We start from the raw sequence: 13301 nt of genomic DNA on the forward strand, positions 1-13301 counted from the left end.
AATATAAAATGAACTTGGAAACCCTGCTGGCTCTGCCGCGCAACCTTAAAAAAACCTTCTTCGTCATCCACGATATCTTGATGATATTCGTGGCGTTTTGGTTTGCCCAAAGCCTCAAAGTGCAATATTCCGACGAATGGTTGAGTATCGCCAACTGGCTGGCTTTCGGCAGCACCGCGTTGCTGACCATCATCCTTTTCATCCGTATCGGCCTCTATCGTGCCGTCACGCGCTTCGTCAGCATCCGCGTCCTGACCGCCGCCGCATTCGGCAGCATCATTTCAGCGGTCTTGTTCTGCCTGACCACCCTGATTTTTGAACAAAAACTACACCTTGCCCTGCCCATCGTCTATTTCTTGGTTCTGGTGGTCGGCGTGACCAGCTCGCGCATGATCCTGCGTGCGATTCTGACCGATCATCACCGCAAACAGATGACCCCCGTCATCATCTACGGTGCAGGCCAATCCGGCCGCCAGTTGTTGGAAGCCATCAAACAGGTTAACGAATATTCGGCCATTGCCTTTGTCGATGATAACCCGAAAATCCAACGTACCGTCATCTATGACCTTGCCGTCCACAACCCCAATGAAATCCCGATGCTGATCAGCCGTTACGGCGTCCGCAAAATTCTGCTGGCAATTCCAAGTTCTACGCCGGAAGAACGCAAAGACATCATTCGCCGCCTCGAAGCATACAAATGCGAAGTCCTGACCATTCCGGGCATGAAAGATTTGGTCGACGGCAAAATCAACGTCAGCTCATTGAAAAAAATCTCTGTGGTCGATTTGCTAGGCCGCACCCCTGTGGCACCTCGCCCTGAATTAATGAGCGCCGACATCAGCGACAAAGTCGTGATGGTGACCGGCGCAGGCGGCTCTATCGGCTCCGAGCTTTGCCGTCAAATTCTCAACTGCCGTCCGACCAAACTGCTGTTGTTTGAATTGTCCGAATTCGCCCTGTACAGCATAGACAAAGAATTGCGCGAAACCCAAGCCGCGCAAGGCAGCCAAGTCGAAGTCGTACCGCTTTTGGGTTCGGTTCAAAACAAAGAACGCCTTAGCAGCGTCATGAAGGCCTACCAAGTCGATACCGTCTATCATGCCGCAGCCTACAAACACGTCCCTATGGTCGAATTCAACACCATCGAAGGCATTCAAAACAACGTATTCGGCACACTCTGCTGCGCGCAGGCTGCCGTAGATGCAGGCGTTTCCACCTTTGTTTTGATTTCCACCGACAAAGCCGTCCGTCCGACCAACACCATGGGCGCCAGCAAACGCATGGCCGAACTCTGCCTGCAAGCCCTTGCCGCCGAGCCGGAACAAAAAACACGCTTCTGCATGGTGCGTTTCGGCAATGTATTGGGTTCGTCCGGCTCCGTTGTCCCTGTATTTGAAAAACAAATTGCCGAAGGCGGCCCGATTACCCTGACCCACCAAGACATTACCCGCTACTTCATGACCATTCCCGAAGCAGCGCAACTGGTTATCCAAGCCGGCGCAATGGGTAAAGGCGGCGACGTATTCGTCCTCGACATGGGCGAATCTGTCAAAATCATCGACCTTGCCCGTCAAATGATCGTTCTCAGCGGACTCAAAGTCAAAGACGAGCAACACCCGCACGGCGACATCGAAATCAAGATTACCGGCCTGCGCCCGGGCGAGAAACTTTATGAAGAACTGCTCATCGGCGACGAGGTGCAAAAAACCACTCATCCCCGTATTATGACCGCCAGTGAAGTAATGCTTCCATGGACGCAATTATCTGACATACTGTCGGAACTCCAAACCGCTTGTCTCCAAAGCGACCAAAACAGCCTGCGCCAGCTTCTGTTGCGCGCACCGACAGGCTTCGTACCTAAAGACGGTATCTGCGACTTGGTTTGGCAACAAAACAATAAGGCCGTCTGAACATTTTCAGACGGCCCGGACACCATCCCGCAAGGACTACTACATGAAAAAAACGCTCTCCCTGCTTACTCTATTCGCACTGACTGCCTGCAACAGCACGACTGTCATTCCCGGTTCAACCATCAAAACCAGAACCAAAACCATTGTTTACACCGATACCGACACCGCCGCCGATACCAACCTCGACAGCCGTGTTGCCGTTTACCCCATCACGCCCAACCTGATTGAAAAAATGCGTACGCCGCCCGTACTTTCCCAATCCAACCAAGGCTTGGAGCAAAGCAAAAGCGCTTACCGCTACCGCATCGGCAGCGGCGACGTCCTCAATATCATGGTTTGGGCGCACTCCGACCTCAACTCCCCTATCCAGCAAAGCAATCCGCAAACCAACCAAGTCAGCCGCGGTGCCTGGGTAGATGAGAGCGGTTATATCACTTACCCGTTGGCAGGCAAAATTCAAGCCAAAGGCAAAACTTTGGACGAATTGCAAAATACCCTGACCAGCCTTCTGAAACGCTACATCAAAAACCCTCAAGTAGCCATCAACGTTACCGAATTCCGTTCGCAACGTATTTCTGTATCCGGTGCCATCAACCAAGCAGGTCAACTGCCGATTACCAATATCCCGATGACCATTTTGGATGCTATCAACCAAGCAGGCGGCGTTACCCAAAGTGCCGACACCCAACACATCAAATGGACGCACAACGGCGTCGACCGCACCATTTCCCTACAAGACATGCTGCAATACGGCGATATGTCGCAAAACCATCTCCTCAGCCATGGCGACATTGTTTACGTTCCTAATAGCAGCAACAACAAAATCTACATCATGGGTGAAGTCGGCAAACAAGCCACCCTGCCGATCGGCAACCACGGCCTCAACCTGACCCAGGCGCTCGGCGAAGTGGGCGGCATGAACCAAGCCTATGCGGATGCAACCGGCGTATTCGTGATCCGCCGCGCACCAGAAGATGCGGCCAAACCTATCCACATCTATCAGCTCAACCTGAAAGATGCGACTTCTTACGCGCTGGGCAGCGAATTCAAACTGCGTTCGGAAGACACCGTTTACGTTACCGCCGCCCCGGTTACCCGTTGGAACCGCGTAATGTCACAAATTACCAACTCCATCAGCAACGTCAACACCCTCGACAATACGTTTAAATAAACAGTGGTTCCTGCTGTCAGACCCTTGTTTGACAGCAGGATACAAAATCACGCACAATCCGACCAAATTACATAAACGGCATACAAAAGCCGTACACACCGCACAAACGGAAAAGCAGTATCTTATAGTCTGACTCACGCTTTTTTTCAGACCATAAACCGAAAACAATATCATGTACCACAACATACTCATCGTCTGCCTAGGCAACATCTGCCGCTCCCCCACTGCCGAGCGGATCATGCAGAAAAAACTACCCGGCCACCGCATCAGCAGCGCCGGCATAAAAGCACTGGCAGGTAAGGATGCCGATTTCCAAGCCATCAAAACCGCACTCAAACACGGCGTTATCGTTGCAGGCCATACGGCACGCCAACTGACTGCCCAAATGTGCGAACAGGCCGATTTGATTCTCGTCATGGAGCCCTGTCAAATCGACATGGTGGCCGACATCCATCCGCCGGCACGCAGCAAAACCATGCTGTTTGCCCAATGGTTGCCTAAAAAAACCGTACCTGACCCATACAAACAAAGCAGCGAAATGTTTGAAGCCGTTTTTGAACAGCTCAATGCTGCCGCAGACACTTGGAAAACCAAACTAAACGGAAAAACTCAACCGGTATAAAACTGGCATGAACAAGAAAGCAAGCAATGAAAAAAACGACCTACACACCTTACAGCGCAGACAACGACGAAATCGACTTCGGCCAACAGCTGCGCGTAATTTGGACAAATAAATACAAAATCCTCGCTGCCCTGCTTGCAGGCGGCATTCTTGGTGCGGCCTTCAGCCTGGCATCCACTCCGCAATACCGTGCCGATGCCATGCTGGAAATTGAAACGCGACAAAACCAAATCCTGACCGAAATCAACAGCATCTTCAACAACCAAACCACGCCGTCTGAAGCAGAAGTCGAGCTGGTTCAATCACGCTTGGTGCTGGGTAAAACCGTTGATGACCTTCAGCTTGACCAAGAAGTCAAAGCCAAATACACACCCGTTATCGGCAGCCTGATGCACAACATCAGCGGCGACCCCGATCCTAGATTGACCGTCGGCAGCTTTACCGTACAAGACGAATGGTTCAACAAAACCTTCACGCTGACCACCAAAAGCAACAAGGCCTATACCCTTACCCTGCCTGACAAACGCGTTGTAGAAGGCAAGGTCGGCGTGCCTCTTAAAATCAACAATCAAACCACCCTTAAAATCGATCAAATCCTGGCCAATCCAGGTCAAGAATTTGCGTTGACCAAGTTCTCGCGCATCAGCGCCATCGAAAATATCCAAAACAAACTGGCGGTCATCAGCAAAGGTAAAACCAGCCCCATCATCAACCTTGCCTTTACCGGCACCGACCCTAAGCGCACCAGCGTCATCCTCAACAGCATTGCCGACAACTACGTTGCGCAAAACCGTGAACGCGACGTTCAAGTTGCATCCAGCGGTTTGGCCTTCATCAGCGAAGAATTGCCACGCTTGAAAGAAACCTTGCAAGACGCTGAAAACAAACTCAATGCCTACCGCCAACAATCAGGCTCTCTCGACATTCCGCTCGAGTCCAAAGGCGCATTGGAAAGCCTGACCGGCATCGAAACCCAAATTACCCTGCTCAAAACCGAAGAAGCAGGTTTGGCCGAGCTGTACATGCCGGAACACCCTTCCTATAAAGCCGTATTGGACAAACTTGCCGTCCTCGAGCGCGCTAAAAACAAAATTAATCAACAAATTGCCGAGTTACCGAATACCCAACAAGAAGTTATCCGCCTGACCCGAGACGTAGAAACCAACCAGGCTACCTACGTCCAACTGTTGAGCAAACAACAAGAACTCAACATCATGAAAGCCAGCGCGCAAGGTAATGTCCGCATCGTCGATTATGCCTATGTCCCTGAAAACCCCGTTGCACCGCGCAAAGCCGTCATCACGTTCCTGAGCGCACTTGCCGCAGGCTCATTGACCGCTTTGTGGCTCATGATCGGCAACCGCATGAAAAACGGCATTACTTCATCTGCAGAAATCGAAAACCTCAATTTGGAAGTCGTCGCTCTTGTTCCGCACTCCAAAACCCAGCAAAAACGCGACTTCTTCAAAAGCAAATTCAAGAAAACCGGCGGCCGTTCCAACTATCTGCTAGCTAGCGAAGACCGAGCCGATACTGCCGTAGAAGCCATCCGCGCCCTGCGCACCAATATCTACTTCTCCATGCTGGACGCGCCTAACAACGTCCTCATGATTACCGGTGCCGCGCCTGAAGCAGGTAAATCCTTTATCTCCGCAAACCTCGCCACCGTAATGGCGCAGTCAGGCAAACGTGTTCTGCTCATCGATACCGATATGCGCAAAGGCTACCTTGACCGACTCTTCGGCCTTACCCCCGAGTTCGGCTTGTCTGACATCCTCAACGGCAAAGCGGCTCCGGCCAAAGCCGTACAAGAGACCGGCATTGAGAACCTCCACCTCATCAGCAGCGGCAGCTATCCTAGCAATCCGTCCGAGCTTTTGATGGACAACCGTTTCAACGAGTTGCTCGCCCACGCGCGCCAACGCTACGATTACGTCATCTTGGACACGCCGCCCGTATTGGCCGTGACCGACGCCGTCATCATCGGCCAACATGCAGGCACCGTCCTGATGATCAGCCGTTATGCGCACACGCGTGCACGAGAGCTTGAGGCCAGCGTCGAACGCCTCAAACAAAATCACATCAACATCAAAGGTGTCGTCCTCAACGGCATGAAGCGCGAAGCCAACAACAGCTACGACTACTACGCCTACGATGCCTACCATTCCGGTAACAATAAATCATAAACCGAAACAGGCCGTCTGAACTTTCAGACGGCCTAAGGCTTTTTAAACGGCACAAAATATTTTTCACAAACGCCGCCCTTGCACCCCAAAGCCGTTTGTTTTAAAGTAAGCCCCGTTCCCATATGGAAGAGAAACATGAAAATTACCGTCATCGGCGCAGGTTCGTGGGGTACAGCTCTCGCGTTGCACTTTGCGCACCACAACAATGAAGTTGCCCTTTGGACACGCAATCCCGACCAAATCCGCACCCTGCAAGCAGACCGCGAAAACAAACACGGCCTGCCCGGCTTCCCTTTCCCTGAGTCCCTGACCGTTCACGCCGATTTGGGTGAAGCGCTGAAAGACAGCCAACTTGCCCTGATCGTTACCTCCGTAGCCGGCCTCAGAAGCAGCGCCGAGCTGCTCAAACAGCATAACGCCGCCGATATTCCCGTTCTTGCAGCCTGCAAAGGTTTTGAACAAGATACCGGCCTTTTGACTTTCCAAGTACTGAAAGAAGTCCTGCCTAACAATAAAAAAATCGGCGTTCTCTCAGGTCCGAGCTTTGCCCAAGAACTTGCAGCACAACTGCCTTGCGCCGTCGTGCTTGCTTCCGAAAACAAAGATTGGGTAGAAGAAACCACTGCCCAACTGAACACCAACATAATGCGCCTGTACGGCAGCACCGACGTCATCGGCGTCGCTGTGGGCGGTGCCGTTAAAAACGTCATGGCAATTGCCACCGGCCTTTCAGACGGCCTCGAGTACGGCCTCAATGCACGCGCAGCCTTAGTAACACGCGGCCTTGCCGAAATCACCCGCCTTGCCATCGCCATGGGCGCGCAACCCAAAACCATGATGGGCTTGGCCGGCATCGGCGACCTTATCCTGACCTGTACCGGCGCACTCTCGCGCAACCGCCGCGTCGGCCTCGGCCTTGCAGAAGGCAAAGAATTGCATCAAGTACTTGTCGAAATCGGCCACGTTTCCGAAGGCGTCAGCACCATCGAAGAAGTCTTCAATACCGCCGCCAAATACCAAATCGATATGCCCATCACCCAAACCCTGCTGCAACTCATCCGCAAAGAAATGACCCCGCAGCAAGTCGTTGAACGACTGATGGAACGAAGCGCGCGCTTCGAATAAACGGTCGCGCCGTCTGCCATTCAGACGGCCTGACACATAATATGACGGCCATCAGGCCGTCTGAAGGGAAACACATGAACCAATCACTGAACAATCTGGAAATCAACGTTTACCAACTTGTCCAAAAATTTGAAACGCTGGTTTCAGAAAACCGCCGTCTCAACGAAGAAATCGACAGACTCAAACTCGAGCAAGAGCAACAAAAACGCCAACACGACGCAGCCATTGACGAACTCAGCGAAGCCTTGCTGGTTCAAGTCGGCAAACTCAAAGAAGACCTGCAAAGCAAAATTGACAGCCTGACCGTCGAAAAAGAAAGCTACCGCAACGCACTGGCCCAAAGCGCAGACCAAATCCGCAGCCTCATTGCCCGACTGCCCCAAGAAACACAACAATAAAAGGACGCCCCGTGAGTATCGAACAAGTCAATCTCGACATCATGAATGTCAACTTCACCATCAACACGCCGAGTGAAGAAAAAGCCACCCTCCTGCAAGCCGTTGAAATGCTCAACAAAAAAAGCGACGCGATTAAAGAAAGCGGCCGCATCGTCGGCACGGACAAAATCGTCGTCATGACAGCCCTCAACGTCGTACACGACCTCTTAAAAACCACCCTCAACGACGATTTGGCAATCGGTGAATTTGAGCGTAGAATAACCGACATGAACAACGCGTGCCAAAAAGCACTGGCGCGCTTGGAACAAAACTGATTTTCCCCTTTTCCCTGCGGTGTTCGCGAAGGCATATATTCCTTTGAACCAATACGTTCGCTTTAGGTTGCCGGGAGCTGTAGTGGGCGCGAGCGTCCGTTTATCGGACGCACCCGAAACTACCCGAGGTGACCGCCTTGTCAGCAAGGTTCAAGCGGATTCAGCCTAAACGGCACTCGTGGGGATTCCCTAAAAAAAGCCATGCCGACAGGTGTGGCTTTTCCCTTTCCAAGTAAAGACTTTCGTAAAGATTTCCGACCGTCTGAAAAAACCGCATATTCATGCATCAAACACACTCAATTAAGATTGACAAAAACCAATCTCCTCTTTAAAATCCATAACTTTCTATATATATCTGGATTCCAACCATGAAAACCTTCTCTGCAAAACCCCACGAGGTGAAGCGCGAATGGTTCGTCATTGACGCAGAAGACAAAGTTCTGGGTCGTGTCGCAGCCGAAGTCGCACACCGTCTGCGCGGCAAACACAAACCCGAATACACCCCTCACGTTGATACCGGCGACTACATCATCGTCATCAACGCAGACAAACTGCGCGTGACCGGTGCTAAATTCGAAGACAAAAAATACTTCCGTCACTCTGGTTTCCCAGGCGGCATCTACGAGCGTACTTTCCGCGAAATGCAAGAGCAATTCCCAGGCCGCGCTTTGGAACAAGCCGTAAAAGGCATGTTGCCTAAAGGTCCTCTGGGCTACGCCATGATCAAAAAACTGAAAGTGTACGCCGGCGCCGAACACGGCCACGCTGCACAACAACCTAAAGTTTTGGAACTGAAATAATAAGGACACGACATGAACGGTAAATACTACTACGGCACAGGCCGCCGCAAAAGTTCAGTGGCTCGTGTATTCTTGACTAAAGGTACCGGCCAAATCATCGTAAACGGCCGTCCCGTTGACGAATTCTTCGCACGCGAAACCAGCCGCATGGTTGTACGTCAGCCTCTGGTTCTGACTGAAAATGCCGAATCTTTCGACATCAAAGTTAACGTAACCGGTGGTGGCGAAACCGGTCAATCCGGCGCTATCCGTCACGGCATCACCCGCGCCCTGATCGACTTCGATGCAGCCCTGAAACCAGCTCTGTCTCAAGCAGGCTTCGTTACTCGCGATGCTCGTGAAGTTGAACGTAAAAAACCAGGTTTGCGCAAAGCACGTCGCGCAAAACAATTCTCCAAACGTTAATACGTTTTCAGAATCGAATCAAAAGGCCTTGCTTTGCAAGGCTTTTTTCATTTATAAAACGATAATCCAATATCCCCCGTAATATATGACGAAAACCCTGCTCCACTACGCCAAATCATTGCTTCAGGCTGTGATTATCTTCATCTTCTTATCCCTGATTGTCGACTGGGTGCGCAAGCCTGACCAACCCTTGCAGTCAGCAGCACAAACCATCACTTTAACCGATGGGCAAACCACTTCCCTTCAATCCTTCAGCCAAAATCGGGTTGCCGTCATTTATTTTTGGGGCAGCTGGTGTCGTATTTGTTCATACACATCATCAACCATAGAAAAGCTGCACCAAGACAATATCCCAACACTGGGCGTAGCCTTGCGCTCCGGAAGCGACGCAGACATTGCCCACCATATGCAACAAAACAATCTATCCTTTCCAAACTTCAACGATTCAGACGGCCTGATGGCTCAAAAATGGAACATAGCCGTTACACCGACCATTATCATATTAAAAGATGGCAAAATGATTCATCACACATCCGGACTTTCCAGTTATATCGGCTTAAAAATCAGAATTTACTTGGCAAATATCTTCAGCTAAATTCATTGAAAATCCACTAAAAATAGAAAATTTAAAGAATAATTTCACCTGAATATATTCAACCAATTCCATTTCATAAATAAATAAACTATCTCTTTCCCAATAACATATGATTTTGTTGAGATTATAAAGAAAATAGACTAAGATATAACCATAAGAACAATTGGAAACATTATTATCAAAACAAACTGTTAGAGATCTTCATCTAATATTGTGGCAGTGATGCTTTTGTTCCCATGACCCGGCGGCCGACGGCAGCCTTAAAACAGCAATATTCGCCTTTATCAATCTACCTCACGCTTCAACGGTTTGATTTTTGATAACACCGGAGACTTAGTAATGCCCAACCAATCTAAACATGCATCTATCAATATCGGTCTGATTCAGGCACGGGAAGCATTGATGACCCAATTCCGCCCTATTCTGAACCAAGCCAATATTACTGACCAGCAATGGCGTATCATCCGGCTCTTAGCGGAAAACGGCACACTCGACTTTCAAGATTTGGCCAATCAGGCCTGCATCCTTCGCCCCAGCCTGACAGGCATTCTAACCCGCCTGGAAAAAGCAGGTTTGGCCGTTCGCCTGAAGCCTTCCAACGACCAACGCCGTGTTTATCTAAAACTGACGCCCGAAGGTGAGAAACTCTATGAATCCATCGGTGCATTGGTTGACGAACGCTACGATGCGATTGAAAAAGTTCTGTCCAAAGAAAAAATGGCACAACTTAAAGAACTCTTGGCAGAGCTGGCAAAAATCGAACAGGCATTAAAATAAAGAAAGCCGGATGACAGACTCAACACACACACTCAAGAGACTATTTCGAGATGCCATGGCCTCCTGTGCCGCCGGCGTACACGTTATCACGACAGACGGCGAAACGGGACGCTATGGCATTACTATGACTGCCGTAACTGCCGTTACCGACGAGCCGCCGACGGTCATGCTGTGCATCAACCGCCAATCCGCCATCATTCCCATCCTGCAAGGCAACCGTGATTTGTGTATCAACACGCTCAACGACAGCCAGCAGGATGTTGCCGAACACTTTGCCGGACTGACCGACCTCTCGCCCGAAGAACGCTTCGAATACCATATTTGGCACAGGGGACAAACCGGACAGCTCGAGGTAGAAGGCGCGCTGGCGCACCTGCACGGCAGCATTGTCGATCAACGCGAAATCGGCACGCATTACGTCTTTTTCGTTCAGATCAACGAAATCCGCAATACCGACACACAAGCACCGGCATTGCTGTATTTTCGTAGGAAATTCAAATATTTGGCATAAATAAAGGTCTCAGGCCGTCTGAAACATCGGTTTCATTTTTCAGACGGCCTGAGACCTTTTCTGGCTCATACATTATAGGCACCCTCATGAAAGCAATGATACTGGCCGCCGGTCGCGGCGAACGCATGCGCCCCTTGACCGACCACACACCCAAACCCTTACTCGAAGTAGCAGGCACACCGCTTATCGGCTGGCACTTGCGCCGCCTGCAACAGGCCGGTTTCACTGAAATCGTCATCAACCATGCCTGGCTTGGCCAACAAATCGAAGATACCTTGAAAGACGGTTCGGACTACGGCGTGCGCATTGCCTATTCTCCAGAACTCGCCGGAGGCCTGGAAACCGCCGGTGGCATTGCCACTGCCCTGCCTCTTTTGGGCGACGAGCCGTTTTTGGTCGTCAATGGCGATGTGTTGACTGACATTGATTTCCAAGCTGCACGACTGGCTGCCCAGCGTATGCAGGAACACAACCTTCTCGCCCATTTATGGCTGGTGGACAATCCACCACACCATCCCGAAGGCGACTTCGGCCTGCTTTCAGACGGCCTGGTATCCGCCTCATCTGCAGACGGCCAAGCCCTGACTTTCAGCGGCGTGGGCGTTTATCATCCCGCACTTTTCAAAGATACCCCGGCGCATCAGGCTGCCAAACTTGCCCCTCTGTTGCGTCAAGCCATGAGCCAAAGCCAAATCAGCGGCGAACACCACAACGGCCTTTGGTTGGACGTCGGCACAGTCGAACGCCTGCAAGAAGCCGACCGTGTCGCCCAAAGCTGGTAAAACAAAAGGGGCGTATCCGATACGTCCCTTTCAATATCAAAGGCCGTCTGAAAATATTGACCAACTCAGTTTTCAGACGGCCTTAATCTATCATCAAGCTTTAGCCAATTTCTTTTCTTTCTTCATTCCCAACAAGCCATTGACAATCATCACGCACAATCCCGACCAAATCAGGCCATAGCCGATCAATGCGCCTTTTTGCACCGGATCGCCCAGCCACACAATCGACACAATAAAGAGCAATACAGGTTCCAAATAGCTCAACATGCCGAACACCGCAACCTGCAACAACTGACTCGCCTTCAAATTCAAATGCATAGATATTGCGCTATTGAAGCCTAGCAACACAATAAAGAAAATTAAAACCGGTTTGGCCGCAATCATCGCTGGCGTATCCGTTGCAAATATAATATACGCCAACGCAAACGGCGTAATCATCATTAAATCAAAGGTCAGACCGATTAAAGAAGGCACACCCAGTTTTCGGCGTGGCAGATAATAAAACGGATAGGTACCGAACACCCACACCGTCGTCCACGAAAACGCACCCGACCGTACCAATTCACATGCTACGCCTGCACATGCCAACGCAACGGCAACCATCTGCAATCGGTTTAAACACTCTTTAAACCAAATCCGTCCACCCAGCATCATCGCCAAAGGAAACAGGAAATAACCCATGGCGATGTTTACCCCTTCCCCGTTGACCGGCCCCCAGACAAACAGCCACAACTGGCTGGCAAATATCGGCGTCGGCAATACAATCAACAGCCACCGCTTCCAATCACGGCCGATATTGTTTGCAAACCGCGCCGCCGCCTGCCAACCGTTGACCATCGTCATCAGCACGCATAAAGCCGACAGCATCGCCACCATACGCCACGCAAAAATTTCCGTGCCGCTCATCGGCTGCATCCATACGCCGTACAGAAACAGCATGGCAAACAACACATTGGACGTTATGGCCGCCAGCAAACCTTTGGATAAATTCGTCATTTCAGACGGCCTTCCTAGATAAATCAATATTGATATTGTAAAGAAAATGTGTGAAAAAATTTCTCATATTTTTTTATATAACAAAGATAATTTTCCTATTATGATTAAAAAATCAAAAAATATTACATTCAAAGGCCGTCTGAAATGGAACTGGACAAACTCGACCGCAATATCCTCAACATTCTCCAAACACGCGCGGACATTCCGCTGAAAGAATTGGCCGCACAAGTGCATTCATCGATTGCCACTTGCCAGCGGCGCATCAAAAACCTGACCGAACAAGGCGTCATCATCCGCCAAGCCGCCATCGTCTCGCCGCAGGCAGTCGGCTTGAACATCAGCGTCTTTGTCCAAGTTGACCTCGAACGCCAGTACCACGATGTGCAAGAGGCATTTGAACGCAGTATGCAGCGCGATCCGCAAGTTGTCGGATGTTATGAAATTTCCGGCAATTATGATTTCTTGCTGTTGGTGCATTGCACCGATATGCCTGCCTATCACGCCTTCACGCGCCGCGTGCTTACGTCCGTCAACAGGGTGCGCAATTTCAAAAGCCAATTTGTAATGAATTTCGCCAAAACGGAAACTAAAATCGAAATTCCGGGATAACTGCTCTTCTTTATTTACAAAGAGACTTCACAACATAAATCCATTTAGTTAAAGGCCGTCTGAAAACCATATCTTCAGGTTTTCAGACGGCCTTTCATTG

15 protein-coding genes and 1 other RNA gene are annotated in these 13301 nt (G+C 50.4%); 15 read left to right on the forward strand and 1 reads right to left on the reverse strand.

What is annotated here, in order from left to right:
• Window positions 1-8 precede the first annotated feature (8 nt).
• From KCG54_RS09560 to murU, 14 genes are all read left to right on the forward strand, one after another.
• Window positions 9-1910, forward strand: a complete 1902-nt coding sequence (locus KCG54_RS09560; RefSeq protein ID WP_254324036.1) for a polysaccharide biosynthesis protein — start codon at window positions 9-11, stop codon at window positions 1908-1910.
• 43 nt (window positions 1911-1953) lie between these two features.
• On the forward strand, window positions 1954-3081 hold the full coding sequence (locus KCG54_RS09565) for a polysaccharide export protein (protein ID WP_254324037.1): 1128 nt from the start codon (window positions 1954-1956) through the stop codon (window positions 3079-3081).
• A 172-nt stretch (window positions 3082-3253) separates the two neighbouring features.
• On the forward strand, window positions 3254-3703 hold the full coding sequence (locus KCG54_RS09570) for a low molecular weight protein-tyrosine-phosphatase (RefSeq protein ID WP_004520878.1): 450 nt from the start codon (window positions 3254-3256) through the stop codon (window positions 3701-3703).
• Between the two features lie 26 nt (window positions 3704-3729).
• Window positions 3730-5889 carry a polysaccharide biosynthesis tyrosine autokinase gene (locus tag KCG54_RS09575; RefSeq protein ID WP_254324038.1) on the forward strand — a complete coding sequence of 720 codons (2160 nt, stop codon included), beginning with the start codon at window positions 3730-3732 and terminating at the stop codon, window positions 5887-5889.
• Between the two features lie 135 nt (window positions 5890-6024).
• The gene (locus tag KCG54_RS09580; RefSeq protein ID WP_254324039.1) at window positions 6025-7014 is read left to right on the forward strand and encodes an NAD(P)H-dependent glycerol-3-phosphate dehydrogenase; all 990 of its coding nucleotides are present in this window, start codon (window positions 6025-6027) and stop codon (window positions 7012-7014) included.
• Window positions 7015-7088: 74 nt separating this feature from the next.
• A complete protein-coding gene (locus tag KCG54_RS09585; protein ID WP_254324040.1) occupies window positions 7089-7412 on the forward strand; it encodes a hypothetical protein in 324 nt (107 codons plus the stop codon).
• An 11-nt stretch (window positions 7413-7423) separates the two neighbouring features.
• Window positions 7424-7726 carry a cell division protein ZapA gene (locus KCG54_RS09590; RefSeq protein WP_254324041.1) on the forward strand — a complete coding sequence of 101 codons (303 nt, stop codon included), beginning with the start codon at window positions 7424-7426 and terminating at the stop codon, window positions 7724-7726.
• 8 nt (window positions 7727-7734) lie between these two features.
• A non-coding RNA gene (gene ssrS / locus KCG54_RS09595) (6S RNA) lies at window positions 7735-7915 on the forward strand.
• A gap of 179 nt (window positions 7916-8094) precedes the next feature.
• Window positions 8095-8526, forward strand: coding sequence for a 50S ribosomal protein L13 (rplM, locus tag KCG54_RS09600; RefSeq protein WP_003684605.1), 432 nt, complete (start codon window positions 8095-8097; stop codon window positions 8524-8526).
• 12 nt (window positions 8527-8538) lie between these two features.
• Window positions 8539-8931, forward strand: coding sequence for a 30S ribosomal protein S9 (rpsI, locus tag KCG54_RS09605; protein ID WP_003681515.1), 393 nt, complete (start codon window positions 8539-8541; stop codon window positions 8929-8931).
• A gap of 85 nt (window positions 8932-9016) precedes the next feature.
• Entirely contained in the window at window positions 9017-9526 is a 510-nt protein-coding gene (locus tag KCG54_RS09610) for a protein disulfide oxidoreductase (protein WP_254324042.1), read from the forward strand.
• A gap of 339 nt (window positions 9527-9865) precedes the next feature.
• Window positions 9866-10303: a homoprotocatechuate degradation operon regulator HpaR gene (gene hpaR, locus KCG54_RS09615; RefSeq protein WP_003684610.1), complete on the forward strand. Its 438-nt coding sequence runs from the start codon at window positions 9866-9868 to the stop codon at window positions 10301-10303.
• 10 nt (window positions 10304-10313) lie between these two features.
• Window positions 10314-10814, forward strand: coding sequence for a 4-hydroxyphenylacetate 3-monooxygenase, reductase component (gene hpaC / locus KCG54_RS09620; RefSeq protein WP_254324043.1), 501 nt, complete (start codon window positions 10314-10316; stop codon window positions 10812-10814).
• An 86-nt stretch (window positions 10815-10900) separates the two neighbouring features.
• A complete protein-coding gene (murU, locus tag KCG54_RS09625; RefSeq protein WP_070645347.1) occupies window positions 10901-11596 on the forward strand; it encodes an N-acetylmuramate alpha-1-phosphate uridylyltransferase MurU in 696 nt (231 codons plus the stop codon).
• A 93-nt stretch (window positions 11597-11689) separates the two neighbouring features.
• Here murU and rarD read toward each other — a convergent pair whose 3' ends face one another.
• On the reverse strand, window positions 11690-12592 hold the full coding sequence (gene rarD, locus KCG54_RS09630; protein WP_254324044.1) for an EamA family transporter RarD: 903 nt from the start codon (window positions 12590-12592) through the stop codon (window positions 11690-11692).
• Between the two features lie 144 nt (window positions 12593-12736).
• On the opposite strand from rarD, the gene KCG54_RS09635 reads away from it, so the two are divergent.
• Window positions 12737-13201 carry an Lrp/AsnC family transcriptional regulator gene (locus tag KCG54_RS09635; protein WP_107867844.1) on the forward strand — a complete coding sequence of 155 codons (465 nt, stop codon included), beginning with the start codon at window positions 12737-12739 and terminating at the stop codon, window positions 13199-13201.
• Window positions 13202-13301 lie beyond the last annotated feature (100 nt).

It is taken from the genome of Neisseria subflava (assembly GCF_024205705.1).
Classification (GTDB): domain Bacteria; phylum Pseudomonadota; class Gammaproteobacteria; order Burkholderiales; family Neisseriaceae; genus Neisseria; species Neisseria subflava_D.